We start from the raw sequence: 25,859 nt of genomic DNA on the forward strand, positions 1-25,859 counted from the left end.
GGCGTATCGCGCCGGGCATCTTGTCGGTTCTTGGCAATGTTTTGAACAAACCGGTGAAACCGCAATGAGCCTGAGGCGAAATGTCTTTGATCCAAGTTAAAGTTTTTTCCGGCCACGTTCCGTGGCTGTCGAAAGCAAAAAGAAATCCGCTTCGAGAAAGACGCCTCGTGGAAATGGCTCACCTGGCTGCGGCCATTTCCGGAGGATTCGCCATCGGGCGCGACAGCGCATCGAATCGAATGCGCGGCCCCACCGAAGGAGACAAACAGATGATCGAAAGAGACGCATCCGGGTCCATGCCCGGTATTTCCACCGAGACCGAGAAACGTGTCGGGCAGGCTTCCGCCGTGCCGGCGAAGCGCCGGCGCGGCGGCCGCATCACGGCCTGGCTCGGCGCCACGCTGCTCGCGGCGACTGCGCAACAGGCTGCGGCGATAAGCGTCGATCCGGGCGATTACGACCACGCGCCACCGGGCACCACCCTGGGGCTGATGTACTACCAGTACAGCAAGGGGGACAAGCTGTATGCCGGCGGCGACAAGGTCTCGAGCGACGCCAGCCTGCGCGCCCAGGTGGGCATGCTGAGGCTGGTCAGGTTCGTCGAGCTCGGCGGCATCACGATGACGCCGCAGATCATCCTGCCGTTCGGCTCGGTCAATACCGGCGGCGACCTCGGCGGTGCGACCGTGCGCAACGGTGTGGGCGACGTGATCCTGGGCAGCGGCATCTTCCTGTACAGGGACGAGCAGCGCCGCGTGTTCGGCATCATGCCCTACCTGACGCTACCCACCGGGCAGTACGACCGCCACCGCACGCTGAACCCCTTCGGCGAAAACCGCTGGAAGTTCACGCTGCAGGCGGCAGGGGTGCTGCCGCTGAGCGACAAGTTCACGCTGGATGTGGTCGGCGACGTGCAGTTCCACGGCGACAACAAGCGCTTCGGCGAGAACAGGCAGACCATGAGCCAGAAGCAGGTTTGGGAACTGCAGACCCATCTGCGCTACCACCTGTCGCCGGCCACCACGCTCAGTGCCAGCCTGTTCCGGGTCGAAGGCGGCGAAACGGAGATCGATCGCGTGGATCAGGACGATCGCCAGCGCCGCACGCGGATGATGATCGGCGCATCCCACTTCCTGGCGCCGAACTGGCAACTGATGGGCCACATCGGGCGGGATCTGTCGGTGGACAATGGCGTCCGTGAAAACCTGCGCGTCAATCTGAGGCTGATGACGATTTTCTGAGCCTCGGCCGGCCCGTGGCGCGCTGCCCGATTCCGGCAGCGTGCCACGGGCCGGTGCTTACAGCACGCGGAAAGCCAGAATCGCGACCAGGGTTGGCGGCAGGGCGGAAATCAGCAGACCGAGCGGATTCACCGCGCCTTCGTCGAAGTCCCGGCGCAGGATCGCCATGCCGGCCGGGTTGGGCGCGTTGGCGATCACGGTGAGGCCGCCGCCGGTGACGGCGCCCGCCACCACGGCGTGCTTGAATTCGTCGCTCAGGCCCTCGACCAGCGAGGCCAGATAGGTCAGCGCGGCGTTGTCGGTGATCGCGGTCAACGCGGTCGAGCCGAAATAAACCGTGGTCGCATCCATCTTCGTCAGCAGGGGCTGCAGCCACCAGGCCTGCTGGCCGCCGAGGACCACCAGGCCGGCGAGGAAGAAGGACACCATCAAGCCCTCGCGCAGGATCAGGCGCTGCTGGAAGCGTGGATAAGCGGTTGCCAGGCCCATGAACAGCAGGAATACGCCGAGGAAGATCGGCGGGTGGTGGGCGAAGGCCACGATCAGGAAAAGCATGAAAAGATGGATGCCGACCATCGCCGACGGTACCTCATGGTGCTTCCGCTCCTTGGCTGGCGGCAGGGTTGCCAGTTCGCGACGGAAGATCAGCGTCGCCGCTGTGGCGTTGACGAGTACCGCGACTGCCGCCTTCCAGCCGAAGTGGGACACCATGTAGAGCGAGTCCCAGCCCCAGGTGGACGCCACCATCAGCACCGGCGGCGCGGCGAAATTGGTCAGCGTGCCGCCGATCGAGATGTTGACGAACAGCGTGCCGATGGTCACGTACATCAGATGGCGGGAAATGCCCTGGCTGTAATAGCGCTCGCGCAGCATCAGCGCTGCCAGCGTCATCGCCGCCGGCTCGGTGATGAGGGAGCCGAGCAGCGGTACGGCGGCGAGCAGGGTGAAATAGGTGGCGACCGATTCCGGCAGCGGCACGATGCGGGCGATCGCGCGCACGGTGGCCGAGGCAAATTGCATCACCGGTTTGCTCGCGGCCACCACCATGATCGCGAACACGAACATCGGTTCGGTGTAGTTGCGCGTGTCCAGGTACTCGACCGCGTCGTCCAGGCCGACCGCGAAGCCCATGAACACGACCAGCACGATGGCCCAGAAGCCGAACACGGCTTCGACTTCGCCCAGCAGGTGCCACAGCCCCGCATGAGCGGGCCGGGTATGGGCGAGGTGTTCGAAGTACTTGGTGGAGAAGGTGTGAATGATGGCGACGGCGAACAGGATCGCGCCGATCAACTGGATTGTCGTTGGTGTCATGCGGCTTCACGGGAAAGGGATGAAGAGGAGGCGTCACGACCAGGGGCCGGGATGGCGCGGATGGTCAGTGGCGGCAGAGACGCGTGCGACGGACGATGGGCGCGGCTGCATGGGGTAGTGCGAACCACGGAGAGGGGAGACACGGCGATGACGGTGGCGCGGGCAGCTCGTGGCTGCACCAGCGGCTGGGCCTGGAGGATGGGGCGTCGGTTCATGGAAAGTCCACGGATGCACGCCGTGAGGCGGCCCGACCATCACGAAAACCTGCCCGGCTGCGACTATGCGTCCGGACACCCGGCCCCGAGCTTACACAAGCATTGCGGCGATCGACATGCGGGAAAGCCCGGGCCTACGCGATGCGCCCGGCGCCGTGCGGGTCCTGTCCAGTGCTTCGTTGGCCATGCAGTTTTCCACCTTCGATCCTGGGCGACGCGCGCCCTTGGCGCGGAGGCGGGCAGCGTGCCGGCGGTCGCGTGCATCGGTCAGGCATCGAGTCGATGCCGCCCGGCCGAATGCTCGTTCGCCGCAGCCGGGCCGGTGCTTCCTTCTCGTAAGGCATCCCGCTCTTTCAGACCGAGCAGCGGGGTGCCGGAGAAGTAAATGGCACGGCCCAGCAGATGCCCTGCCACCGGAATGCTCAGAATCAGGAAGAGAATGGTCAGTGCGGCGATCGTCAAGCTCAGTCCATCTCCGCTCGCCAACGCCGCCCCTGCAACCGTCAGCCCGGCCCCGATCGTTCCTGCCTTGGTGGCAGCATGCATCCGCTGCAAAGGATCCTTGAAGCGCAGGAGCCCAAGGGCTGCGGCAAAAAGAAAGGCAAAGCCGATGAGCTTCAGCAGCAGCGCCATGACGGCAAGGATCATTTCCATGCTCATCGCCGGCCCCTGCGTTCGAGAAAAGCCGCAAGCGCGCAGGTCCCCATGAAGCCGAAGACCGCCAGACCCATGCCGACGTCCAGGAACTCCCGCCTGGCCGTTGCGGCCATGGTGAGTGCTGCGGCGCTGACCGCCAGGCCGGTCAGCATGTCCAGCGCAACGAAGCGGTCGGCTTGAGTGGGGCCGTGGATCATGCGGACCAGGGTCATGCCCAGGGGGATGACGAGCAGGGCGAGCAAGGCCCGGGCAGCGGCGGTGAAAAACTGATCGAGTTGCAGCAGGGTCTCCATCATCCTTCGATCTCCACGATGGCGTCCTCGAAAGCGGTGCGAATGTCGTCGATCACCTCTTCATCGCTGGCCGCGTCCAGGCAATGCACGTACAGGGTGGACCGGTCGTCGCTGACATGCAGCGAGGTGGTACCGGGTGTCAGCGAGATCAGGTTGGCAAGCGTGGCAATCCCCATGTTGGTTCGGACGCGCAGAGGAACGGCAATGACGGCAGGGCAATACGCCTGCCTGGAGGCAAAAGCGGCACGGGCCACCGCGCACGAAGACAGCACCAGCCCCCGCAGGAAGAACACGCACAATCTGACGCACGCCATGGCGCGCCGAGCGAACGAGGTTTTCATGGCAGGGCTCCCGGGCCGGCGAATCGGGCGATGCTGAACGTGGCCGAGATGTACTGCTCGGGGTTCAGCAGAGAGTCGGCCGCGGCCCGCGAAAACTCGATCAATGCTTCCGGCTGCAGGCCCAGCCAGATCGTGATCGAGCTCAGCGCAGCGATGCCGAGCGACATCGGCAGCGGCATGCGGTATTCACGCTTCCGCGAAATGGGCGGGTTCTTCCAGAATGCCTCGATCCAGATCTTGCTCATCGAAAAGACCGTCAGCAGGCCGACGAACAGGCCCACCGCTGCCAGCCAGGCCGCTCCGGCCTTGAAAGAGGCGTCGATGACCATGAACTTCGCCCAGAAGCCCGAGAGCGGCGGAATGCCGGCAAGCGACAGCGCGGGCACGGCAAACAGGAAGGCCAGCCACGGCTGGCTGCGCATCAGGCCGCCGGACCGCCGCAGGTCGTAGGTGCCGGTGGTCCGGTGCATGGCGCCCGCGATCAGGAACAGGTTGGCCTTGACGATGATGTGATGGACGATATAGAAGATGGCGCCCGCCATTGCCGCAGCGGTTCCCAGCGCCAGGCCCAGCATGATGTAGCCGATCTGGCTGATGATGTGAAACGACAGGATCCGGCGCACGTCCCATTGCACTGCCGCGCCGAATACGCCGAACAGCATCGTGCCGGCCGCCATCACGGCAATGATCTCGCGCAGATCGTCGCCGTTGGTGAACAACAGGGAGAAAACCCGCAGGCAGGCGTAAACGCCGACCTTCGTCAGCAGGCCGGCAAAGATCGCCAGGATGGCGATGGATATCGTGTGATACGAGGCCGGCAGCCAGAAGAACATCGGAAAGTAGCCGGCCTTGATGCCGAAGCCGATCAGGAAGAACGCGGCGGATACTGCCAGCGCGGTGCTGTTTTCCGCTGCGGGCAGGACCTGGGCCAGGTCCGCCATGTTCAGTGTCCCGGTGACGCCGTAGAGAATGGCGATGGCAAGCAGGAACAGCAGCGTGCTCAGCAGGTTGAGCGCGGCATATTTCATCGCGCCGTCGAGCTGCGCGCGGGTCTTGTCGATCACCAGCAAGCCCATCGCGGTGATCAGCATGATTTCGAACCAGACGTAGAGGTTGAAGATGTCGCCGGTCAGGAAAGCGCCGTTGACCGAGGCCAGCAGGCCCAGCATCAGCGGGTAGACGCCGTTGTGGACATGGCGCCGGTGCGTGGCGGCAAGGCTGAATACGGCCACGGCAAGGGCCAGAGTGCCCGTGACCATGACCATCGCGGCACCCAGCCGATCGGCGACGAAACTGATGCCGAACGGTGCTTCCCAGCCGCCGAAGGTCAAGGCCAGCGCGCCTTCTGCCGCAACTCTGCGAAGCAGAAGCAGCGAAGCGAGCAGCATCAGCACCAGCGCCGTCAGATGCACCAGGCGCTGTGCCTTCGCGCAGCGCCAGAGCGCCATGCACAGTGCCGAGCCGGCCAGAGGCAGCAATACCGGCCAGAGCACGATGTGGGTCTCGAGCATCCGGATCATGGTTTCACCTGTCGCGCGCCGGGTGCTTCGCGGGATCCGGCCGGGTCTGAGGCGCTGCCGAGCCTGTCGGCATCGTTCAACCGGCGGCTGTCCAGCGTGCCTGCATCGCGGTGGATCCTGAGCGCCAGGACGGCGACGAAGGAAACCAGCGAGAAGCCGATGACGATGGCGGTCAGTACCAATGCCTGCGGCAGCGGGTTGGCGGCATCGGCAGCGAGTGTCGTTTCATGGCCCATCATCACCGGAGGCAGATCGGTGCCGATCCGCCCGGCGAGGAAAATCACCAGATTCACGGTGGCCGAGATCAGCATGATGCCGTAGATCATGCGGACGACATGCCTGGAAAGCAGCAGATACAGCCCCACGGCCATGATGGAAGCAATACCGGCGGCGTAGATCAGATTCATCACGCATCTCCCTCTTCTTCATACAGGCGCAGCACCATGCAGAGCATGCCGCCCATGACGGTGCAGTACACGCCGATGTCGAAAAGCAGCGTGGTGCCCAGCTCGAAGCCGTTGCCGAAGACGATCCATTGATGGGTCAGGAAGCCATGACCCGCGAGCATTCCTGGAACCCCGCTGAGTACCGCGAAGAAGATGCCGAGTCCGGCCAGCACCACGGGATGGATGCGCAGGATGCTGCGTGCTTTGGCGACGCCTTCGGACAGCGCGATCAGCCCGATCGCCATCGCGGCAACCAGGCCGCCGACGAAGCCGCCGCCCGGTTCGTTGTGGCCCCGCCACAGGATGAGCAGCGACGTCACCAGCATCCCCCAGAACAGCAGCCTTGCGGTGGTGGAGAAGATCAGCGATTTCATCGGGGCTCTCCCTTGGCTGCGGACGGCACGTTCACCTCGGGGTGTTGCAGGCGGGATCTGCGGCGGCGCAGCAAAGACCACACGCCCAGCGTGGCAAAGCCGACGACGGCGATTTCACCCATGGTGTCGAGTGCGCGGTAGTCGACGATGATGACGTTGACCACGTTTCTGCCGTGTGCCTCGTGGTAGCTCGTGGCACCGAAGTAATCCGACAGACGGCTGTCGAAAGGCAGCGACAGCATGCTGGCCAGCGCGATGAAGACCAGCAGGCCGAAAGTGGCGGCCACTGCTGCGTCCACCCGTTTTTCCCTGCCGCTGCGAGTGGCCCCGGCGCTGTCGGGGAGCTTCACCATGATGGCCATCAGGACGACCAGCACGAGCGTTTCGACGGCGAACTGGGTGAGTGCAAGATCGGGCGCGCCGTGCAGCAGGAAGATCAGTGCGGAGCCGTAGCCGATCACGCCGACGCCCACCAGGCCGGGCAGCAATGCCTGTGCGCGGGCGGCAACGGCTGCGCCGACGAAGCCGAAGAACAGCAAGGTGGTGGGCAGGATCAGGATGCTGCCGCCAAGCGCTAGCTGATGGAGCTGGCCAGGCCTGAAGACCGACCAGATCGTCGTGCCCAGCAGCGCGAGGCAGGTAAGCAGCATGTACCGTCGGCTATCGCCGTTCTGCAGCTGCGCCGTACAGGCGCGCGCCGTGCCGAGTATGCCGTTCACCACCGACTGGTAAACATGATTCGCATCGATCCGGGACAGCGCTCGGATTCGTTCCAGGGCGTGATGCAGCGCATCCCATTTCCACGCCAGCAGCGCTCCCGTGGCGACGACCCCGATGCTGAGCGCCAGCATGGGGGTGAAGCCATGCCACAGCGAGAAGGGTAGCTGGACAGGCGCGCCAAGGACGGCCGCAGCGGCGGGCGTGATGAGGTAGCGGGAGAAAAAGCCGGGTGCCAGCCCGGCCGCGAGGCCCATCACGCCCAGCACCAAGGGGCCGATCAACAGTCCCGGCGTCTCGCCGTGGGCAATGGATTCCGGTCTGTTCCCGGACAGGAAGAAGGGCCTGAGCGACACCGCTACCGCCACCGCGACCATGACGCCATTGACCGCGACCGCGATCACGACGGGGACGGCATTCCAATTGCTGTTCAACTGCGCTTCGAACAGGTATTCCTTGGAAATGAAGCCGATGAACGGCGGCAGCCCGGCCATGGAGAGGCTGGCCAGCGCAGCGGCCAGGGCAGTGAAGGGCAGGAAGCGGGCCAGTCCGCCCAGTTTGCGCAGTTCGCTGACGTGGGTGGCGTGGATGACCGTACCGGCGCAGAAGAACAGCGCCGCCTTGTAGAGCGCATGGGCAAGGATGAAGGCGCAGACGGCCATGGCGGAAACGGGGCCGTCCAGGCCGATCAGCATGACCAGGATGCCCAGCGATGCGACCGTGGATTGAGCCAGCACCGCCTTGTAGCCGGTGGCGCGAACGGCATGGATCGCCGCTGCCAGCATGGTTGCCAGGCCGACGACGACCAGCGTGTCGCCGTACCACCAGAGCTCCTCCAGCGCGCTGTCGAAACGCGCCAGCAGATAGACGCCCAGCTTGACCATCGTTGCCGAGTGCAGATAGGCCGAGGCCGGTGTCGGCGCGGCCATCGCCTGCGGCAGCCAGAAGTGGAACGGGAACTGGGCGGATTTCGTGAAAGCGCCCAGCATGATCAGGATGACGGCGGGGACGAGCCAGGTGCTGGCGAGCAGCGCTTCCGGCCGTGCGGTGATCTCTGCGAGAGAGAAGCTCCCCAGCTCCATGCCGATCAACAGGATGCCGCCGAACAGCGCCAGTCCGCCGGCCCCGGTCACCAGCAAGGACTGCAATGCCGCCTTGCGCGCATCCGCTTTCGTGGCGTCGAAGCCGATGAGCAGGAAGGACAGCAGGCTGGTGGCCTCCCAGAACACGAACATGACGATGAGGTTGTCGGACAGCACCGTACCCAGCATGGACGACATGAAGGCCAGGATCAGGAAGACGAAGCGGGCGCGATCGTGGCGGGCCGCGCCGGACAGATAGGCCGTGGCGTACAGCGTCACGAGCGTGCCGATGCCGGTGATCAGCAGCGCAAACAACAGGGCAAAGCCGTCGAGACGCAAGGCCAGCTCGACGTCGAGCGAAGGCACCCATGGCCATGCATGCTGCACGACATGCCCCGCGGCAAGGGCCGGGGCGTACTGTGCGAATGCGGCGAAAAGCCCCAGCGGCAAGGCTGCGGGCAGATATCGGCCGAGTTGCCCCGGCAGCAATGCAAGGCGCCATCCGACAAGCGTTCCGCACCAGGCAGCCGACAGGACGATGGTCAATGTCATGAATGACCTCTCTTGGCGAACGGGCAGGCAGGAAGGAACGTGCGTCGTGCTCGACGATGTCCCACGTCAGTTTCGGCGAAGCGGGTGCGCAGGCGCTGTGCGATGGAGCGGCGGGCCAATGCCGGGGGAAACCCATCCGGCGGGCGACAGGCGCGGCGGGCCACGGCGGGGGAGGGCCGGGCGATGACGGTGCGGGCGGCTTGCGGCAGCGCCAGCGACTGGGCCAGGTGTGTGGGGCGTCGGTTCATGGAAAATCCACGGATGCACGCCGTGAGGCGGCCCGACCATCACGAAACCCTGCCCGACCGCGAATACGCCGCGGCGCGGACACCCGGCCCAAGACTACATAAGCTGCGCAATGCCCGACAGGCGGGAAAACCCGAGCGCACATCCATCATGCTGCGCCCGGTGCTGCTTGAAGTTCCGTCTAGGTCTTGCTCAGGGCCTGGTCGATGTCCCACAGGATGTCGTCCAGGGTTTCTAGCCCGACCGACAGCCGGATCAGGTCGGGCGGCACGCCGGCGGCGACCTGCTGTGCCTCTGAAAGCTGGCGGTGGGTGGTGGAGGCGGGGTGGATGACCAGGGTCTTGGCGTCGCCGATGTTGGCGAGATGGGACAGGAATTCGACCGAGTCGATGAACTTCTGCCCGGCCGCGGCGCCGCCCTCGATGCCGAAGCTCAGCACCGCGCCGGCGCCGCGCGGCAGGTATTTCTGCGCCAGCGCGTGATAGCGGCTGCTTTCCAGGCCGGGGTAATTGACCCAGGCGACCTTGGGGTGGGACTCCAGGTGGCGGGCCACCGCCAGCGCGTTGGCGCAGTGGCGGTCCATGCGCAGCGGCAGGGTTTCGACGCCCTGCAGAAGCTGGAAGGCGGCAAAGGGCGAGAGCACCGGGCCGAAGGTGCGCATGCCTTCCATGCGGCACTTCATCGTGAAGCCGAAGTCGCCGAAGGTCTCGAAGAAGCGCACGCCGTGGTAGCCCGGCGAGGGCTCGGTCATGCCCGGGAACTTGCCGTTGTCCCACGGGAACCTGCCCGATTCGACGATCACGCCGCCCATCGTCGTGCCGTGGCCGCCGAGGAACTTGGTCGCCGAATGCACGCTGATCGCCGCGCCCCATTCGAAGGGCCGGCACAAGTAGGGGCTGGCGAAGGTGTTGTCGATGAACAGCGGCAGGCCGGCGTCGTTGGCGATCTTCGCCACCGCCTCGATGTCGAGCACGTTGAGCGAGGGGTTGCCCAGGGTTTCGGCATAAATGGCCTTGGTCTTCGGCGTGATCGCGCGGGCGAAGTTCTCCGGCTCGTCGGGATCGACGAACACGGTGTCGATGCCGAGCTTGCGGAAATTGACATCGAGCTGGGTGTGGGTGCCGCCGTACAGCGTGCGCGCGGCGACGATCTGGTCGCCGGCTTCGCAGATGTTCAGCAGCGCGATCATCTGCGCGGCCATGCCGCTGCCGGTGGCGACCGCGGCGCGGCCTGCTTCCAGCGCGGCGATGCGCTCCTCGAACACCGCCACGGTGGGGTTGGAGATGCGCGAATAGACGTTGCCGAAGGTCTGCAGGTTGAAGAGGCTGGCGGCCTCCTCGGGGCTGTCGAAGACGTAGGAAGTGGTCTGGTAGATGGGGACGGCGCGGCTGCCGGTGGCCGCGTCGGGAATCTGGCCGGCGTGCAGGCACAGGGTGTCGAAGCCGTATTGATGGTCTGCCATGTTCGCAATCCTGCTCAGGGAAGCCAGCGGGGGCGGCGGGCGGAAATCACCTTGGTGTTGACGCCGAACCAGTTGAGGCCGCCGAAGAGGCGGGCGTATTCGATCTTGACGCAGCGGTCCATGATCACCGTGAGGCCGGCTGCCTCGGCCTTGCGCCTGGCTTCCTCGTTGATGACGCCGATCTGCAGCCACAGCGTGCGGGCGCCGATGGCGATCGCCTGTTCGGCCACGGCCACCGCATCGGCGGGCTTGCGGAACACATCGACGATGTCGACCTTGTCCGGGATCGAGGCGAGGTCGGGGTAGCTCTTCTCGCCGAGGATTTCGGGGTATTTCGGATTGACCGGAATGATCCGGTAGCCGTGCGCCTGCATGTACTTGGCGGCGAAGTACGACGGCCGGAACCAGTCGGCCGACAGGCCGACGACGGCGATGGTGCGGGATTCGTGGAGAACCCGGCGCAGGGTCTGGATGTCGCTCATGCTCGTTCGGTCTCGTCGTCACGGTTCGGGACGCATGATACCGAGTGCGGCGACGATTGCCGATGGCCCCCGGAGGCGCATCCCGGTGTGCCGGGGATGGCTGCAGGGGTGGTGGGTCGAATTCGCCGGGGCCGCTCAGTCGTCGCTGGCAAGCTTGCCCGGGGTCGGGGGGGCGTGGTCTTCCTCGTCGGCCAGCGACAGGGCCTGGGCGGATTTCATTTCGTCCGGGCTCAGTTTCAGCGCGATGTTGTCGCGTTCATAGACGCCGTCCATGTTCATCGCGGCGGCGGCGCGGTTGAACCAGACGTAGGCCTGAACCTGGTCCACGCTGACGCCGAGTCCGCTGCGGTAGAGGCGGCCGAGTTCGACCATGGCGTCGCTGTCGCCCGCCTCGGCGGCGCTGCGGATCCACTTCTCGGCGTATTCGTAGTTCTGCGGCATGCCCACGCCGCTGCGGTAGAGCTTGCCCAGCTGCAGCATAGCGCCGGCGTGGCCGCCGGTGGCCGCCTGCCGCAGCCAGGTGACCGCTTCGGCGGCGCCTTCCTTGCCGCGCGAAGTATCGAGCAGGGCCGCGCGGCCCAGGCGGAACTGTGCCTCGACGTCACCGTTGCGCGCGGCTTCTTCGATCGTGGAGTTGACGGCGATTGCCGCCTGCGGGGAGCTGATGGCGGCTTCGTCGTATTCCGCATCGGGCCACAACAGGACGATGCTGCCCACCGCGCCGGCAACGACGGCTGCGGCGCCGATGGTCAGCAAGGGTTTGCCCGTCCGGCTTCTTTTCGTCGCGGCACCCGCCGCGGCGATGAAGCGGTGCGAGCAGGCTTCGCAGCGATAGGGGCGCTTGTCCGGGTTCTCGACTTTCTCCGTATGCGAACGCCAGCGCGACACGCGGCAGCGTGTCGATGCACATTTGGGGCAGGAGATGCTGGCGCTTACGTCCATGAAGAGGCCTTTCGGGATGACAGGTTGTGCAGTGCGCTCGGACAAGGCGCCCGGGCACAGGAACGCAGTACAACATGGGCACACGCACGAACCGGACGCATGAAACGCGAACTGCGGCGGCGATTCTCGGGCAATGGCGGGCAGATTTCAACACCGCTAAAACCATGAATGACAACAAGATCACGGGGATATGTTTGCCAGATGCATTGGCCGGCGGGGCGGACGGAAAGGCCCCATCGGTCTGCTGCGCCGCGGATATGCTGTCTTTGTGGGGGCGAAAGGCGGCGGCCGGGTGCTCATGGGCAGTCGAACCGGGGATGGCGGCTGCTGGCGGTGGCCCTGCCGCATGGAGCCAGGGAAGCCTTCTCCGGGGCCTGGATCACGCGACGCGATCGCCGTCCGGTTCCGGCGCCGATCGATTGCGTGCCGGGCATGATGCCGAAGACGGCATCATGCCCGGGTTTCGTCCCGCCGCCTCGATTGCACGAGACGGCGGAGAACCTGCGGCGTGCGGCCTCTGCGCCTACACGCGCGGGGAAGCGATCACGGATACAGCCCGCGCAGTTCGCGCGCCTGCAGGATGCGCGAGCAGGCGACGATGAAGGTGGCGGTGCGCAGCGTGACCTTGTGATGCTGGGCGACTTCCCAGACGCCGTGGAAGGCGTCCTGCATGATCTTGACCAGGCGCTGGTTGATCTCTTCCTCGGTCCAGAAGAAGCTGGAGAAATCCTGCACCCATTCGAAGTAGCTCACCGTCACGCCGCCGGCGTTGGCGATCACGTCGGGCAGCACCAGCACGCCGCGGTCGCGCAGGATGTCGTCGGCGGTCGGCGTGGTCGGACCGTTGGCGCCTTCGATCACCATCTTGGCGCGGATGCGGGGCGCGGTGTCCTTGTTGATCTGGCCTTCGAGCGCGGCCGGAATCAGGATGTCGCAATCGACCGCCCAGAACTCGTCGTCGGCCATCGCGTCGGCCTCGCCGAAGTCCTTCACGCCGCCGGTCTGCTGCACGTGCGCCAGCAGCGCATCCACGTCCAGGCCGGTATCGCGGTAAACCGTGCCGGTGTGATCCTGCACCGCGACGACCTTGGCGCCCGCCTCGGCGAACAGCTTGCCGGCGATGCCGCCGACATTGCCGAAGCCCTGCACCGCCACGCGCGCGCCTTCGATGGAGAGGCCGGTCAGCTTGGCCGCTTCCACGCCCACCGTGAACACGCCGCGCCCGGTCGCCTCGCGCCGGCCCAGCGAGCCGCCCAGGTCGATCGGCTTGCCGGTGACCACGCCGGTGGCGGTGGCGCCGGTATTCATCGAGTAGGTGTCCATCATCCAGGCCATGACCTTCTCGTTGGTGTTCACGTCCGGCGCCGGGATGTCCTTGGTCGGCCCGATGATCAGGCCGATCTCGCTGGTGTAGCGGCGCGCCACCTTCTCCAGCTCGTTCTGCGAGTACTGGCGCGGATCGATGCGGATGCCGCCCTTGGCGCCGCCGTAGGGGACGTTGACCGCCGCATTCTTGATCGACATCCATGCCGACAGCGCCATCACTTCGGACAGGGTCACGTCCTGGTGGAAGCGCACGCCGCCCTTGCCGGGACCGCGCGAGAGGTTGTGCTGGACACGGTAGCCTTCGAAATGGGCGATGGTGCCGTTGTCCAGCTCGATCGGGATGTCGACGATCAGCGAGCGCTTGGGCCGCTTCAGCGTCTCCACCCACTTGGCCAGATGGCCGAGATAGGGCGTGACGCGATCGACCTGCTGCAGGTAGATCCCCCATGGGCCGAGATGCTCGGGGTCGAGATACGACGGCAGGGCATGCGTGGCGTGCTTCGGCGCGATGCGCTTGCCGGCGTGGGGCGAATGGTCGGGCGTTGCTGACTGGGTCATGTCTTGATCCTCCTCCTTTGATTGGGAGACCTCGAGCAGGTCGGGTGCAGCAAAATCACTGCATCGTCATCAACGATGCGTTACCACCGGCTGCAGCGGTGTTGATGCTGGTCACGCGTTCGATGACGAGCCGCTCCAGCGCTATCGTACTGTCGCCGGGCAGGCAGGTGGTGACGCCGACGATCTGCCCGGGGCGCGCGGCCAGGTCGGCCAGCACACGGCGCAGCTCCGCCTCGCCGCCGTGGTGCAGCACCGCATCGAACTCGGCCGCGGCGAACGTAGCCGCCAGCACGACGTGCTGCTGCACGCTGGGCGGCAGGCGGCGATGCAGGGCCGCGGCCGCGGCATTGTCCCCGAGCCAGACTGCGCGGCTGCCGACAGCCAGCACCGCGGCCAGCTGCGCCAGCAGCCCGGCCTCGTCGCCGGCCAGGCACAGCACGGCCTCGCGCGGCAGCACGCGGTAGACGTTGCGCTCGCCGGTGGGGCCGGGCAGTTCGTACTGCGCGCTGCTGAAGAAGGGCATGGGGGTTGCGACGGGCAGGTTCTGGCTGCGGCACCATGCCGCCAGTTCCTTCAGTGCCGGCGTGTCCGCGGTGGGCTGGATCGTCGAGACCGTGCCGAAGGGCGCGGCCAGGGCCGAATCGGGCCGCGCCGACAGCAGCCGGTAGAGGTAGAGCGGGCCGCCCGCCTTGGGGCCGGTGCCCGACAGGCCTTCGCCGCCGAAAGGCTGGACGCCGACCACGGCGCCGACGATGTTGCGATTGACGTAGAGGTTGCCGACGTGGGCCGTCGCCGTGACCTGGGCGATGGTTTCGTCGATGCGGGTGTGCAGGCCCATGGTCAGACCGTAGCCCAGGCCGTTGAGCCGGTTCAGCAGCTTCGGCAGGTCTTCGCGGCGGTAGCGCACCACGTGCAGCACCGGCCCGAACACTTCGCGGGTGAGATCGGCCAGGTCGGGCAGTTCGATCAGCGTCGGCGGGATGAAGGTGCCTTCGTCGGCGCTGGCATCGCGCTGGCACAGCTGGTGCACTGCACGTCCCTTGGCCCGCAAACCCTCGATGTGGCGCTGGATGCCTTGCTGCGCTTCGGCATCGATGACCGGGCCGATGTCGTTGAACAGCTGTTCGGGGTTGCCCAGGCGCAGTTCGGCCATCGCGCCCTTGAGCATGGTCAGCAGCCGCTCGGCGGCTTCTTCCTGCACGCACAGCACGCGCAAGGCCGAGCAGCGCTGGCCGGCGCTGTCGAAGGCGGAGGAGAGCACGTCGACGACGACCTGCTCGGTCAGCGCCGAGGAGTCCACGATCATCGCGTTCTGGCCGCCGGTCTCGGCGATCAGCGGAATCGGCTGGCCGTCGGGCGACAGGCGCTGGGACAGCGTGCGCTGCAGCAGCCGCGCGACTTCGGTCGAGCCGGTGAACATCACGCCCTGCACGCGGGTATCGCCGGTCAACTGGGCGCCCACGGTCTCGCCGCGGCCGGGCAGCAGTTGCAGCGCGGCGCGCGGAATGCCGGCCTCGTGCAGCAACTGCACCGCGCGCGCCGCCACCAGCGGCGTCTGCTCGGCCGGCTTGGCCAGCACGGTGTTGCCTGCGGCGAGTGCGGCGGCGACCTGGCCGGTGAAGATCGCCAGCGGGAAGTTCCACGGGCTGATGCACACCACCGGGCCGAGCGGCCGGTGCGTCGCGTTGTCGAACCGGGCCTGCACCTGGGCCGAGTAGTAGCGCAGGAAGTCCACCGCCTCGCGGACTTCGGCAATCGCGTTGGCGTAGGTCTTGCCCGCTTCGCGCACCAGCACGCCCATCAGCGGCTGCAACTGCGCTTCCATCAGGTCGGCGGCGCGCTGCAGCGCGGCGGCGCGTTCGACTGCGGGCACCTGGGCCCAGCGCGGTGCCTCTTCGAGTGCGCTCTGCAAGGCGGCTTCGACTTCCGCGGCACCGGCTTCACGCACCGTGCCGACCTGATCGGCATGGCAGGAGGGGTTGATCACGGGCTCGACCGGAGCGTCCCCGGAGGCCGTATCGGCGGCAATCAGTGGTTCGGCGCGCAGGCTGCCGGCAGCCGTGGCCTGCAGGGTCCGGGCCAGTTTCAGCAGCACCTGGTCGTTGGCGAGGTCCAGGCCGGCGGAGTTGGCGCGTGCGGCGCCGTAGAGCTTGCGCGGTGCCGCGATGCCCGGGTGCGGCAGGCCCGGCGTGCCTTCCTGCGTGGCCATCGCCTCGACCTGCTCGATCGGGTTCTTCACCAGGTTTTCCAGCGGGATGCCGTCGTCGGAAATCTGGTTGACGAAGGAGGTGTTGGCGCCGTTCTCCAGCAGGCGGCGCACCAGGTAGGCGAGCAGCGTCTCGTGCGTGCCGACCGGCGCATAGATGCGGCACGGCCGGCCGAGCTTGCCTTCGGCCACCGGGCCGACGACCTGCTCGTAGAGCGGTTCGCCCATGCCGTGCAGGCACTGGAATTCGTACTGTCCCGGCTGGTACGTCGTCGGCTCGGCCAGTTCATAAACGGCAGCCAGCGTCTGTGCGTTGTGGGTGGCGAACTGGGGATAGATTGCATCGGGCGCAGCCAGCAGCTTGCGCGCGCAGGCGATGTAGGACACGTCGGTGTAGGGCTTGCGGGTATAGACCGGGTAGTCCTCCATGCCCGCTTCCTGGGCGCGCTTGATCTCGCTGTCCCAGTAGGCGCCCTTGACCAGGCGGATCATCAGCCGGTGGCCGCTGCGGCGGGCGAGCTCGATCAGCCAGTCGATGACGTAGGGGCAGCGCTTCTGGTAGGCCTGGATGACGAAGCCGATGCCTTTCCAGCCTTGCAGGCCGGGTTCGTGGCAGAGCTTTTCGAGCAGATCGAGGGACAGCTCCAGGCGGTCGGTTTCCTCGGCGTCGATGTTCAGGCCGATGTCGTACTGCCGCGCCAGCAGCGCCAGCTTCAGCACCACCGGATACAGCTCGGCCATCACGCGCTCCACCTGCGCGCGGGCGTAGCGGGGATGCAGCGCCGACAGCTTGATCGAGATGCCCGGGCCGTCGTAGACGCCGCGGCCGTTCGAGGCCTTGCCGATGGCGTGGATGGCCTGCTCGTAGTCGTTCAGGTAGCGCTTGGCGTCTTCTGCCGTCAGTGCGGCTTCGCCCAGCATGTCGTAGGAATAGCGGAAGCCCTTGGCTTCGAGCGCCTGGGCATGGGCCAGTGCTTCGGCCATGGTCTCGCCGGTGACGAACTGTTCGCCCATCATCCGCATCGCCATGTCCACGCCCTTGCGGATCAGCGGCTCGCCGCCGCGCGCGATCAGTCGGCCGAGCGCGTTGGACATGCCGCTCTCGCTGTGCGTGGCGACCAGCTTGCCGGTCAGCATCAGCCCCCAGGCGGCGGCATTGACGAACATCGACGGGCTCTGGCCGACATGGCCCTTCCAGTTGCCGTGGCTGATCTTGTCGCGGATCAGCGCGTCGCGGGTGCCGACGTCGGGGATGCGCAGCAGCGCCTCGGCCAGGCACATCAGTGCGATGCCTTCCTGCGAGGACAGCGAGAATTCCTGCAGCAGCCCCTGCACCAGGCCGGACTTGCCGCCGCTGGCCTTGCGGCTGCGCAGCGCGCCGGCGATGCGCAGCGCCAGATCGTGGCTGCGCTTGGCCAGTGCCGGCGGCAGGCGGGCCTGCTCCAGCAGCCACGGCACGGCGGTCGTTTCAGGGGTTCGCCAGGCTGCGGTGATGGCAGCGCGCAGCGGGGAAGGGTCGAGATGCGGGGTGATGTCGGTAAAGGGGGCGGCGCTGGCGATTGATGGGTTGGCTTGCATGGCGAAACCTCGATTCAAGGCGAAGTGATGTTCAATGTGGCTATCGGCGGGTTTCGGCAGCGGGGAGAGCTGGCCCCGATGCTTCCGCCGCCGTGATGTGGCGCTCCCGGCAGGCCGGCAGCGCCGTTGTACTGTCAGGCTCGATGGCCGGCGCTTGCACCCACCGCCTGGCAGCTCTGGGTGAATTCCCGCTCGATTTCCTCGTTGCGCTTGTAGGTGGCGAGGCTGACGAGCGCCGTCACCGCCATGCTGGTGATGAAGGCCGGCAGCAGTTCATAGATGCCGGTGCCCAACGACTTCCATATGAACACCATCGCCGAGCCGGACACCATGCCGGCGATGGCGCCGATGTTGGTGAGCTTGCGCCAGTACAGGCTCAGCAGCACCAGCGGGCCGAAGGCCGCGCCGAAGCCGGCCCAGGCGAAAGCCACCAGCCCCAGGATGGTGTCGCTGGGATTGGCCGCCAGCAATGCGGCGATGATTGCCACGACCAGCACGCCGGCACGGCCGAACATGATCAGCGTCTGCTGGCTGGGCGCGGGTTTCTTGATCGCGCGGTACATGTCTTCGACAAGCGCCGAAGAGCAGACGATGAGCTGGCTCGACAAGGTGCTCATGATCGCCGCCAGCACCGCGGCCAGCACGAAGCCCGCGACCAGCGGATGCAGCAGCATCTGGGACATCAGCAGCACGACGGTTTCGGCATCGGCCGGCGCGTTGCCGAACTTGGCGAAGTAGGCGATGCCGATCAGGCCGCTGCCGACCGCGCCCAGCAGTGATACGAACTGCCAGCTGGTACCGATCAAGCGCGCGCTCTTGGCCTCCTGCGGCGTGCGCAAGGCCATGAAGCGCACGACGATGTGCGGCTGGCCGAAGTAGCCGAGACCCCAGGCCAGGCCCGAGATGATCACCAGCGTGGCGGCACTGGCAGACAGTTGGCCGGCACCGATCAGCGACAGATTGCCGGCGCCGACGGTCGTCACCAAGCCGGCGGTTTCGCCCATGCTGCCGATCGACATGATGGCCACGACCGGCACCACGATCAGCGCCACCACCATCATCAGGCCCTGCACCACATCGGTGAGCGAGGCGCCGAGGAAGCCGCCGAACAGGGTGTAGGCCAGCGTCACCGCCGTCACCAGCAGCATGCCGGTCAGGTAGTCGCCGCCAAAGGCGCTCTCGAAGAACTTGCCGCCGGCGACCATGCCCGACGAGGCATACAGCGTGAAGAACACCAGGATGACGATGCTGGCGATGCTGCGCAGCAGGCGCGTGTTGTCGCGCAGGCGGTTCTCGAAGAAGCTCGGCAGCGTGATCGAGTTGCGCGAGATCTCGGTATAGGCGCGCAGCCGGGGGGCGACCAGGCGCCAGTTAAGGTAGGCGCCGATGAACAGGCCCACCGCGATCCAGCCTTCGATCAGGCCGGTGGTGTAGATCGCGCCGGGCAGGCCCATGATGAGCCAGCCCGACATGTCCGAAGCGCCCGCACTGAGCGCCGCCACCCAGGGTGGCAGGCCGCGCCCGGCCAGCATGTAGCTTTCGTGGTCGTTGGTCTTCAGATAGGCCAGATAGCCGATCAGCAGCAGTGCGCCGAAGTACACCGCCAATGCAATGTACATATAGAGATAGCCGGACATCGTTGTCGTCCTCCTGGAATGACGGGACTGGAATGGAAGCCTGGGAAGCACCGCGCGCCGGCCTGGGTGAAGGGCCTGCCGACGGGAGCCTCGTCTGCCTGAACGGGGCTGAAGCGCTTGCGGCGCAAGCGGAGCGGTTCAAACGGAAGGGGAATGCTAGCAAGGGGCATGCCATGACGTTTGCGCAGAGTGATGAGCCATAAGGACGTTTTCTGTCTGCATATGCCTGGTCGATGCAAGTCTGCTCTTCCGTCAGGGAGTCGTAAAGCTATCGCCGAGAGGCTCCCCGAGGCCGGTGGAATCATGCAGACGCGACGCTGCGGTAAGCATCGAAAGCCAGCGAGGCCGCAGCGACGTCTTCCAGCGCCGTGCCGACCGCCTTATAGACCGTGATCTCGGTGGCGCTGGTCCTGCCGGGATGCCGGCTGCGGCACAGATCCTGCAGCGTGGCCGCGATGCGCTCGGCGGCGAAGCCGCCTTCCTTCACGGCTTCGAGGATGTCGCCGGACTTCATCGGCGCTTCCTCGGTATCGACGAAGACCGTGCCGATGCGGAAGCACTCGGCGTCGCTCTCGCGCATCGCCGGCGTGAAGCTGCCGATCAGGTCGAGGTGCGTACCGGGCCGCAGCCACCGTCCCCGGATCAGCGGCGCGGTGGCCAGCGTCGCACAACTGATGATGTCGGCCTGGCGCGCGACCTGTTCCAGATCGTCGGCGCGATGGGCGTCGAAGCCTGCTTCCCGCAGGGACTGCACCAGTTTCGTGCAGTTTGCGGGGTGGATGTCCCAGACATGCACCGTCTCGATCGGCCGGACGGTGCGATAGGCCTGTGCCAGCAGACTGGCAACGCGGCCGGCGCCGACGATCAGCAGGGTGCTGGACTCCGGCCGGCTGAGCCAGCGCGCGGCCAGCGCCGATGCCGCGGCGGTGCGGCGCGAGGTGATGACGTCGCCGTCCAGCAGGGCCAGCGGCTTGCCGGTGGCGGCGTCGTACAGGATGAAGACCGAATGCAGGCCGGGCAGGCCCAGTTCCTGGTTGCCGGGGAAAATCGACACCGTCTTGACGCCCAGCCGCTTGCCCGGCTGCCAGGCTGGCATCAGCAGCAGCGTGCCGGCCTGCTCTCCCGCGGCGTTCTCGATCGCGTGGTTGTGACGCAGCGGAACCTTGCAGCCTTCCACGAACATCTGCTCCAGGGCGGGAATGAGCCGATCGAAGGGAAGGTGCTCGCAGGTCTGGGCTTGATTCAGGATATCCATGTACCCTTCAGGGGCGCTTTGGCGCATCGGTAAAATAATTCGTTTCTTGAAAGAATTTTCTTATACGAGAATTTATTGGTGTTTCTGCAAGCCTCCCATTAGGGATAACCCTAGGTCGAATCAGAAAACCGTGCAGGCAGATCAATGAACGTGAACACAAGGGCGATTCCTCCCGCCACCGAAGTCAGCGTGCTGGGCAACAAACTGCGTGCCCTGCGCGGAACAGCGAGGCTGACGCTGCAGCAGCTCAGCAAGCGCACCGGGATTTCGGTATCGACCCTGTCGAAGATCGAAAACGGGCAGCTGTCGCCCACCTACGAGAAGATTGCCGCGCTGGCCTCGGGCCTGGAGGTGGAAGTCGGCGAGCTGTTCCGGGGGCCGGAACGGCCCGCCGTGCATGCGCGGCGCAGCGTCACCTATCGTGACCAGGGGGTGTTTCACCGAACCCGGCAATACATTTACGAGGTCCTGCACAGCGATCTCGTGGACAAGCGCTTCATCCCGCTGGTGACCACGATCAAGGCGCACGAAACGTCCGATTTCTCGGAGCTTCTGCGCCATGACGGCGAGGAGTTCATCTACGTGCTGAGCGGCACGGTCGTGGTGCACACGGACTGTTATGCGCCGCTGCAGTTGTCGGCGGGAGATTCCTGCTATTTCGACAGCACCATGGGCCATGTCTGCGTGTCCGGCGGCCCGGATGACGCCAAGGTGCTGTGGGTGTGCTCGCACATCGAGCTCTGACGGACAGGTGCGTGTCCTTGCTGCTCGTCCTCGATGGGATTCACTTCACACCGGACAGCAGCAATACGCACAGCGCCAGCATGACGACGGCAATACCGCCGTCGAGTGCGCGCCAAGCTCGGGGATTGCGAAAGACGGGCTGCAGCAGGCGGGCACCGAAACCCAGGGTTGCAAACCATGCCACGCTGGCGGCACAGGCACCCAGGCCGAAGGCCCACTGCGCAATGCCCGGATAGCCTGTGGATACGCTGCCGACCAGCACCATCGTGTCGAGATATACGTGCGGATTGAGGAAGGTGAACGCCAGCGCGGCCAGCAAGACACGACGCCTGCTGTTGCCGTCTTCCGAATCCGGCACGAGGGAACTGGTGCCGAGCCATGCCCGCCGCGCTGCCATCAGGCCATACCAGCCGATGAAGGCCGCGGCAGCGAAGCGCAGTGCCTGCAGGAGTTCCGGCCATGTGTGCACCAGGGCGCCAACGCCGGCGACGCCGCACAGGATCAGGACGATGTCGCTGAGCGCACAGACGGCGACCACCAGGCCAACATGCCTGCGCTGCAGCCCTTGACGCAGAACGAAGGCGTTCTGTGCGCCGATGACGATCAGGAGGCCCGCGCCGGTCAGGAATCCGGCAAGGGATGCGGCAAGAAGCATTCGACGATCCAGCAGTGCAGTAGAGGGAGACGGCCATGTTGCTGCGATCGATTGGTTTAGTAAAATGATTTATTCTTCTTGAGATAAAGAATTTCTAATCTCAGGGGGCCTCCATGGATTTGCTCCACCCTCAATTGGCCGCGTTTGCCGCAGTGCTGGAAGAGGGCAGTTTCGAGGCGGCTGCGCGCCGGCTTTGCGTCACCTCGTCCGCCGTGTCCCAGCGCATCAAGGCGCTGGAAGACAGGCTGGGGCAGGTGCTGGTCGTGCGCCAGCCGCCGTGCCGGCCGACGCCGGCGGGAGCCTTGCTGCTGCGCCGCGTGCGGCCGATGCAGATGCTGGAAGCGGAGGCCCTGGCGGACTTTCTGCCGGAAGCGGAGCAGGGCACGGCAGCGCGCTCCATCGCCATCGCGGTCAACAGCGACTCGCTCGCGACCTGGTTCCTGGAAGCCTTGTCCCTGCTGAACCGGCAGCATGGTTATCTGTTCGACGTGCGGGTGGATGATCAGGATCACACCCTGAAGCTGTTGCGCGATGGCTCGGTGCTGGGCGCCGTGACGGGTGAAGCGGCGGCGGTGCAGGGCTGCGAGGTGCTGGCGCTCGGCGCGATGCGCTATCACGCCATCGCAGCGCCGGAGTTCGCGGCGCGCCATTTCCGGGATGGCGTGAGTGCCGCGTCACTGGCACAGGCGCCGATGATCGTCTTCGACCGCAAGGACGAACTGCAGTGGCGTTTCGTGCGCCGGATCACCCGCGCCCGCTTGTCGCCGCCGATACACTACCTGCCGACCCCCACGGGTTTCGTCGATGCCGCTGCGCTCGGCCTGGGATGGTGCCTGGCACCCGAGTCCCTGGTACGGCCGGCGTTGGAGGAAGGCCGGGTGAGCCTCATCGCCGCAGACCGCTGGCTCGATGTGCACCTGTACTGGCAGCATGCCGCGGTCCGTTCCGACACCTTGCAGAACATCGGCACGGTACTGCGCAGGGTCGCAGCGACTGCCCTGCACGGCGTGTCCGGGAAAACGCCGGACAGTGAGCACAGGGACCGCGGATGGCAAGGAGCGGGGGCCTCAGGGCCGTGATGCCTGGCGAGTAGCGAGCGGGTGCTGGATACCGCCGTCGCCGTAGGTATGCATCACCTGGGCAATGACCACCTGATAGCCGTCGAGCCAGCGCGCCTGCTGCCGCTTCGCTTCCTGGTGAACCGGATGGTCGATCAGGGCGCGCAGCGCTTCCATGCTTTCCCAGTAGTACATTGGAGATCAGGCCGGTGGCCGGATTCTCCCAGGCTTCCTCGCCGATGTAGCCGGGAATGGATTTGGCGACCGCGGCGATGGCCTGGTCCAGGGTGTGGAACTCGTCGTCGAACTCGCGCTTGGCGAAGGTGAAGGTCGAGCTGTAGAGGCTTGGCATCTGCATCCGGACAAGAGATATTCGAGCGATCCAGTTTGGCACAGAGTCCGTTCCGACTGTGCCTACCCCTGGACGGCTGGTCTTGTTCAGGCAGACAGGGTTCGTGCCAGAACATCGAAAACCCGGCCGTCGATGCATTGCGCGACGTTGAAGCGCAGGAAGTCACCCGCGCTCCGGGAGCGGCTGAAGGCGTTGCCCGGTGCCAGCACCACACCGTCTTTCAGGCATGTGCGCGCCATGGCAGCGGCATCCATGCCTTGCGGCAGCCGGCACCACAGGAACATGCCGGCCTGCGGAACCAGCCAGGGCTGGATGCCCAGAGCTTCCAGGCGGGGCACGGTTTGCGTCATTTCGGTTCTGAGTCTCAGCCGCAGCGCTTCCATGTGCTTGCGATAGCCACTGTCGGTCAGCGCCCTCAGCACCACTTCCGCGGCCAGGCGTCCGCCGCCGAAGGTGGTGGCGATCTTCAGATCGACGAGGCTGTCGATCCAGCCGGGGCGTGCCGCGATGTAGCCGCAGCGCAGCGCGGCCGAGACGGTCTTGGAAAAGCTGCCGATGTGGATGACGCGCGAGAGGCCGTCGAAAGCCGCCAGCCTGGGCGCGGGGCTGAATTCGAAGTCGGCAAGGATGTCGTCCTCGACGACCACCAGATCGGAACTGTCGGCGAGCTTCAGGAGCCGGTGTGCGGTCACTGCCGAAAGCGTCGCGCCCGTCGGGTTGTGAATGCCCGAATTGGTGATGTAGAGCCGTGGCGAGTGCTCGCGCAAGGCGCTTGCGAACATTTCCACGTCCGGCCCGTTCGGCGTAAGGGGTACGCCGACGACCTGCACCCGGTGGGCCTTGAGCAAGGCGTGGAAATTGAAGTAGCAAGGGTCGTCCACCAGCACGGTATCGCCGGGCTCCAGCAGGAAGCGGCAGATCAGATCGATCGCCTGCGTACCCGACTCGGTGAGCATGATCTGTTCCGGCGCGGCCTCGATGCCCGTGCCCGCCAGCCGCCGTGAAAGGAATTGGCGCAGTGCCGGGTGGCCCAGCGGCGTGGCGTACTCGGACAGGTCCGGCGCATCGGCCTGCGCCAGGGCACGCAGGGCGCGGCGCACCCCGGTTTCGTACAGCCACGACGGCGGAAGCCAGCCGCAGCCGGGCTTGAGCACGGCGGCGTCCGCTTCCAGCGCCTGGCGCGACACCCACAGCGGATCGACCTCCCGGTCCAGCCTGGGGCCGATCTGGGCCAGGGTGAGCGGAGCCACCGGCCCGGCCACATAGAAGCCCGAGCCGGGGCGGGCAGCGATGGCGCCTTCGGCCGCCAGCCGCTCATAGGCTTCCACCACGGTGGAGACCGACACCTGCATGGCACGCGCCTGCATCCGCACGGACGGCAGGCGTGTTCCCGGCAGATAGGTGCGCGAGACGATCCGCGTCCGGATTTCCACCATCACCGCTTCGATTCGTGTGCCGCTACGCATCATTTTTTCCAACCGTACTGGATGAAGGGCCATAACAGTTCTTTTAAATTGTATTGGACTGTCTCTGGCCTGACCAGCTCAGGCAATGCTTTACTACCGTTGATGAAACGAGGAGTTCTCGATGGAGAAAGCAGCAGGCGGCTGGATCAACGGCTTCATCGGCGTGGCGATTTTTGCGGGATCGCTGCCCGCCACCCGGGTGGCGGTCGCTGATTTCGATCCCACCTTCCTGACTTGCGCACGGGCGACCATCGCCACCGTGCCGGGACTGGCACTTTTGCTGCTGCTGCGGCAGCCGCGGCCGAAGGCGGCGGATCTGCCTTCCCTCGCCCTGGCCGCGCTGGGCGGGGTGGTCGGCTTTCCGCTGTTGACGGCACTCGCGCTCCAGCACGTCAGCGCTGCCCATTCCATCGTGTTCATCGGCCTGCTGCCGATCTGTACGGCCATCTTCGCCGTGATACGGGGAGGCGAGCGGCCCAAGCCGCTGTTCTGGGTGTTCGCGGCCGTCGGGGCCGCCTTCGTTGCCGGTTACGCGGCCTGGGAAGGTGTCGAGTCTTCGCTGCAAGGCAACCTGTACATGCTGGTTGCCGTCGCCGTCTGCGGCCTGGGCTACGCCGAGGGCGCGCGGCTGTCGCGTACGCTGGGCGGCTGGCAGGTCATCAGTTGGTCGCTGGTGCTGTCCTTGCCCGTCATGCTGCCGATCGCGTTGTGGACCATGCCCGATTCATTCGAGCATGTGAGCGTGCCGGCCTGGATCGGTCTCGGCTACGTGTCCCTGTTCAGCATGTTGCTCGGTTTCGTGTTCTGGTATCGCGGCCTGGCGCAAGGCGGTATCGCAGCGGTTGGACAACTGCAACTGCTTCAGCCTTTCATGGGGCTGGGCTTGGCCGCGCTGCTGCTCCACGAGAAGGTGAGCTGGACGATGCTGGTGGTGACGCTGGCTGCCGTGGCCTGCGTCGCGGGGGCGAAAAAGTATGCGAAATAAGCCGCGCCTGCCCTGCAAAGGCGGCTTGAAGTGCATAGGGGTATTGCAATCCCCGGCTGAAAGGACGGCGGTACGAGCCTGTGCCCGCAATGTGGTGACAGCCCAAGGGGCAGGCCGCGGGTGATCGACGATGCCGGCTACTGTCCGGCGATGCT

General features: G+C 66.0%; 22 protein-coding genes. 4 read left to right on the plus strand and 18 right to left on the minus strand.

The annotated features are described in order from the left end of the window. Positions 1-269 precede the first annotated feature (269 nt). Complete coding sequence (locus tag AAFL97_RS05965) at positions 270-1,241, plus strand: transporter (protein ID WP_341644137.1); 972 nt, start codon at positions 270-272, stop codon at positions 1,239-1,241. A gap of 57 nt (positions 1,242-1,298) precedes the next feature. Here AAFL97_RS05965 and AAFL97_RS05970 read toward each other — a convergent pair whose 3' ends face one another. From AAFL97_RS05970 to AAFL97_RS06040, 15 genes are all read right to left on the minus strand, one after another. Beyond that, entirely contained in the window at positions 1,299-2,555 is a 1,257-nt protein-coding gene (locus AAFL97_RS05970; RefSeq protein ID WP_341644138.1) for a putative Na+/H+ antiporter, read from the minus strand. 482 nt (positions 2,556-3,037) lie between these two features. After that, positions 3,038-3,424, minus strand: a complete 387-nt coding sequence (mnhG, locus tag AAFL97_RS05975; protein ID WP_341644139.1) for a monovalent cation/H(+) antiporter subunit G — start codon at positions 3,422-3,424, stop codon at positions 3,038-3,040. A 2-nt stretch (positions 3,425-3,426) separates the two neighbouring features. Further along, positions 3,427-3,723 (minus strand): monovalent cation/H+ antiporter complex subunit F, encoded by a 297-nt coding sequence (locus AAFL97_RS05980; protein ID WP_341644140.1) that lies wholly within the window; start codon positions 3,721-3,723, stop codon positions 3,427-3,429. Then, positions 3,720-4,061 carry a Na+/H+ antiporter subunit E gene (locus AAFL97_RS05985; RefSeq protein WP_341644141.1) on the minus strand — a complete coding sequence of 114 codons (342 nt, stop codon included), beginning with the start codon at positions 4,059-4,061 and terminating at the stop codon, positions 3,720-3,722. Before AAFL97_RS05985 ends, AAFL97_RS05980 begins: the two co-directional genes overlap by 4 nt. After that, a complete protein-coding gene (locus AAFL97_RS05990) occupies positions 4,058-5,581 on the minus strand; it encodes a proton-conducting transporter transmembrane domain-containing protein (protein ID WP_341644142.1) in 1,524 nt (507 codons plus the stop codon). The genes AAFL97_RS05985 and AAFL97_RS05990 overlap by 4 nt, the downstream gene beginning before the upstream one ends. Then, positions 5,578-5,988 (minus strand): sodium:proton antiporter, encoded by a 411-nt coding sequence (locus tag AAFL97_RS05995; RefSeq protein ID WP_341644143.1) that lies wholly within the window; start codon positions 5,986-5,988, stop codon positions 5,578-5,580. The genes AAFL97_RS05990 and AAFL97_RS05995 overlap by 4 nt, the downstream gene beginning before the upstream one ends. Then, positions 5,988-6,401 (minus strand): MnhB domain-containing protein, encoded by a 414-nt coding sequence (locus tag AAFL97_RS06000; RefSeq protein ID WP_341644144.1) that lies wholly within the window; start codon positions 6,399-6,401, stop codon positions 5,988-5,990. The genes AAFL97_RS05995 and AAFL97_RS06000 overlap by 1 nt, the downstream gene beginning before the upstream one ends. Further along, positions 6,398-8,752, minus strand: coding sequence for a hydrogen gas-evolving membrane-bound hydrogenase subunit E (gene mbhE, locus AAFL97_RS06005; RefSeq protein WP_341644145.1), 2,355 nt, complete (start codon positions 8,750-8,752; stop codon positions 6,398-6,400). The genes AAFL97_RS06000 and mbhE overlap by 4 nt, the downstream gene beginning before the upstream one ends. Positions 8,753-9,179: 427 nt before the next feature. Beyond that, complete coding sequence (locus tag AAFL97_RS06010; protein WP_341644146.1) at positions 9,180-10,460, minus strand: O-acetylhomoserine aminocarboxypropyltransferase/cysteine synthase family protein; 1,281 nt, start codon at positions 10,458-10,460, stop codon at positions 9,180-9,182. A 14-nt stretch (positions 10,461-10,474) separates the two neighbouring features. Next, a complete protein-coding gene (locus AAFL97_RS06015) occupies positions 10,475-10,942 on the minus strand; it encodes a CoA-binding protein (RefSeq protein ID WP_341644147.1) in 468 nt (155 codons plus the stop codon). A gap of 135 nt (positions 10,943-11,077) precedes the next feature. Next, the gene (locus AAFL97_RS06020; RefSeq protein ID WP_341644148.1) at positions 11,078-11,884 is read right to left on the minus strand and encodes a sel1 repeat family protein; all 807 of its coding nucleotides are present in this window, start codon (positions 11,882-11,884) and stop codon (positions 11,078-11,080) included. Positions 11,885-12,427: 543 nt separating this feature from the next. Beyond that, entirely contained in the window at positions 12,428-13,768 is a 1,341-nt protein-coding gene (locus AAFL97_RS06025) for a Glu/Leu/Phe/Val family dehydrogenase (RefSeq protein ID WP_341644149.1), read from the minus strand. 55 nt (positions 13,769-13,823) lie between these two features. Continuing rightward, positions 13,824-17,552, minus strand: coding sequence for a trifunctional transcriptional regulator/proline dehydrogenase/L-glutamate gamma-semialdehyde dehydrogenase (gene putA / locus AAFL97_RS06030; protein ID WP_341644150.1), 3,729 nt, complete (start codon positions 17,550-17,552; stop codon positions 13,824-13,826). A 134-nt stretch (positions 17,553-17,686) separates the two neighbouring features. After that, positions 17,687-19,189 (minus strand): sodium/proline symporter PutP, encoded by a 1,503-nt coding sequence (putP, locus tag AAFL97_RS06035; RefSeq protein WP_341644151.1) that lies wholly within the window; start codon positions 19,187-19,189, stop codon positions 17,687-17,689. A gap of 301 nt (positions 19,190-19,490) precedes the next feature. Further along, a complete protein-coding gene (locus AAFL97_RS06040; protein ID WP_341644152.1) occupies positions 19,491-20,444 on the minus strand; it encodes an ornithine cyclodeaminase family protein in 954 nt (317 codons plus the stop codon). A gap of 144 nt (positions 20,445-20,588) precedes the next feature. Here AAFL97_RS06040 and AAFL97_RS06045 point away from each other — a divergent pair, with 144 nt between their 5' ends. Further along, positions 20,589-21,188: a helix-turn-helix domain-containing protein gene (locus AAFL97_RS06045; protein WP_341644153.1), complete on the plus strand. Its 600-nt coding sequence runs from the start codon at positions 20,589-20,591 to the stop codon at positions 21,186-21,188. Positions 21,189-21,228: 40 nt separating this feature from the next. Here AAFL97_RS06045 and AAFL97_RS06050 read toward each other — a convergent pair whose 3' ends face one another. After that, on the minus strand, positions 21,229-21,843 hold the full coding sequence (locus AAFL97_RS06050) for a LysE/ArgO family amino acid transporter (RefSeq protein ID WP_341644154.1): 615 nt from the start codon (positions 21,841-21,843) through the stop codon (positions 21,229-21,231). A gap of 113 nt (positions 21,844-21,956) precedes the next feature. On the opposite strand from AAFL97_RS06050, the gene AAFL97_RS06055 reads away from it, so the two are divergent. Beyond that, complete coding sequence (locus AAFL97_RS06055; protein WP_341644155.1) at positions 21,957-22,922, plus strand: LysR family transcriptional regulator ArgP; 966 nt, start codon at positions 21,957-21,959, stop codon at positions 22,920-22,922. Here the strand turns inward: AAFL97_RS06055 and AAFL97_RS06060 are convergent. Both AAFL97_RS06060 and AAFL97_RS06065 read right to left on the minus strand, forming a co-directional pair. Continuing rightward, the gene (locus AAFL97_RS06060) at positions 22,911-23,096 is read right to left on the minus strand and encodes a hypothetical protein (protein ID WP_341644156.1); all 186 of its coding nucleotides are present in this window, start codon (positions 23,094-23,096) and stop codon (positions 22,911-22,913) included. The two genes, AAFL97_RS06055 and AAFL97_RS06060, sit on opposite strands and share 12 nt — an antisense overlap. A 243-nt stretch (positions 23,097-23,339) precedes the next feature. Further along, complete coding sequence (locus AAFL97_RS06065) at positions 23,340-24,719, minus strand: aminotransferase-like domain-containing protein (protein WP_341644157.1); 1,380 nt, start codon at positions 24,717-24,719, stop codon at positions 23,340-23,342. Positions 24,720-24,840: 121 nt separating this feature from the next. Here AAFL97_RS06065 and AAFL97_RS06070 point away from each other — a divergent pair, with 121 nt between their 5' ends. Continuing rightward, a complete protein-coding gene (locus tag AAFL97_RS06070) occupies positions 24,841-25,704 on the plus strand; it encodes a DMT family transporter (protein ID WP_341644158.1) in 864 nt (287 codons plus the stop codon). Positions 25,705-25,859 lie beyond the last annotated feature (155 nt).

The organism is Thauera sp. SDU_THAU2 (assembly GCF_038260575.1).
GTDB lineage: Bacteria > Pseudomonadota > Gammaproteobacteria > Burkholderiales > Rhodocyclaceae > Thauera.

What these genes read in the sequence shown, in the direction of transcription:
- AAFL97_RS05965 (WP_341644137.1), top strand. Translation starts at nt 270, where the DNA reads ATGATCGAAAGAGACGCATCCGGGTCCATGCCCGGTATTTCCACCGAG.
- AAFL97_RS05970 (WP_341644138.1), bottom strand. Translation starts at nt 2,555, where the DNA reads ATGACACCAACGACAATCCAGTTGATCGGCGCGATCCTGTTCGCCGTC.
- mnhG (WP_341644139.1), bottom strand. Translation starts at nt 3,424, where the DNA reads ATGGAAATGATCCTTGCCGTCATGGCGCTGCTGCTGAAGCTCATCGGC.
- AAFL97_RS05980 (WP_341644140.1), bottom strand. Translation starts at nt 3,723, where the DNA reads ATGATGGAGACCCTGCTGCAACTCGATCAGTTTTTCACCGCCGCTGCC.
- AAFL97_RS05985 (WP_341644141.1), bottom strand. Translation starts at nt 4,061, where the DNA reads ATGAAAACCTCGTTCGCTCGGCGCGCCATGGCGTGCGTCAGATTGTGC.
- AAFL97_RS05990 (WP_341644142.1), bottom strand. Translation starts at nt 5,581, where the DNA reads ATGATCCGGATGCTCGAGACCCACATCGTGCTCTGGCCGGTATTGCTG.
- AAFL97_RS05995 (WP_341644143.1), bottom strand. Translation starts at nt 5,988, where the DNA reads ATGAATCTGATCTACGCCGCCGGTATTGCTTCCATCATGGCCGTGGGG.
- AAFL97_RS06000 (WP_341644144.1), bottom strand. Translation starts at nt 6,401, where the DNA reads ATGAAATCGCTGATCTTCTCCACCACCGCAAGGCTGCTGTTCTGGGGG.
- mbhE (WP_341644145.1), bottom strand. Translation starts at nt 8,752, where the DNA reads ATGACATTGACCATCGTCCTGTCGGCTGCCTGGTGCGGAACGCTTGTC.
- AAFL97_RS06010 (WP_341644146.1), bottom strand. Translation starts at nt 10,460, where the DNA reads ATGGCAGACCATCAATACGGCTTCGACACCCTGTGCCTGCACGCCGGC.
- AAFL97_RS06015 (WP_341644147.1), bottom strand. Translation starts at nt 10,942, where the DNA reads ATGAGCGACATCCAGACCCTGCGCCGGGTTCTCCACGAATCCCGCACC.
- AAFL97_RS06020 (WP_341644148.1), bottom strand. Translation starts at nt 11,884, where the DNA reads ATGGACGTAAGCGCCAGCATCTCCTGCCCCAAATGTGCATCGACACGC.
- AAFL97_RS06025 (WP_341644149.1), bottom strand. Translation starts at nt 13,768, where the DNA reads ATGACCCAGTCAGCAACGCCCGACCATTCGCCCCACGCCGGCAAGCGC.
- putA (WP_341644150.1), bottom strand. Translation starts at nt 17,552, where the DNA reads ATGCAAGCCAACCCATCAATCGCCAGCGCCGCCCCCTTTACCGACATC.
- putP (WP_341644151.1), bottom strand. Translation starts at nt 19,189, where the DNA reads ATGTCCGGCTATCTCTATATGTACATTGCATTGGCGGTGTACTTCGGC.
- AAFL97_RS06040 (WP_341644152.1), bottom strand. Translation starts at nt 20,444, where the DNA reads ATGGATATCCTGAATCAAGCCCAGACCTGCGAGCACCTTCCCTTCGAT.
- AAFL97_RS06045 (WP_341644153.1), top strand. Translation starts at nt 20,589, where the DNA reads ATGAACGTGAACACAAGGGCGATTCCTCCCGCCACCGAAGTCAGCGTG.
- AAFL97_RS06050 (WP_341644154.1), bottom strand. Translation starts at nt 21,843, where the DNA reads ATGCTTCTTGCCGCATCCCTTGCCGGATTCCTGACCGGCGCGGGCCTC.
- AAFL97_RS06055 (WP_341644155.1), top strand. Translation starts at nt 21,957, where the DNA reads ATGGATTTGCTCCACCCTCAATTGGCCGCGTTTGCCGCAGTGCTGGAA.
- AAFL97_RS06060 (WP_341644156.1), bottom strand. Translation starts at nt 23,096, where the DNA reads ATGTACTACTGGGAAAGCATGGAAGCGCTGCGCGCCCTGATCGACCAT.
- AAFL97_RS06065 (WP_341644157.1), bottom strand. Translation starts at nt 24,719, where the DNA reads ATGCGTAGCGGCACACGAATCGAAGCGGTGATGGTGGAAATCCGGACG.
- AAFL97_RS06070 (WP_341644158.1), top strand. Translation starts at nt 24,841, where the DNA reads ATGGAGAAAGCAGCAGGCGGCTGGATCAACGGCTTCATCGGCGTGGCG.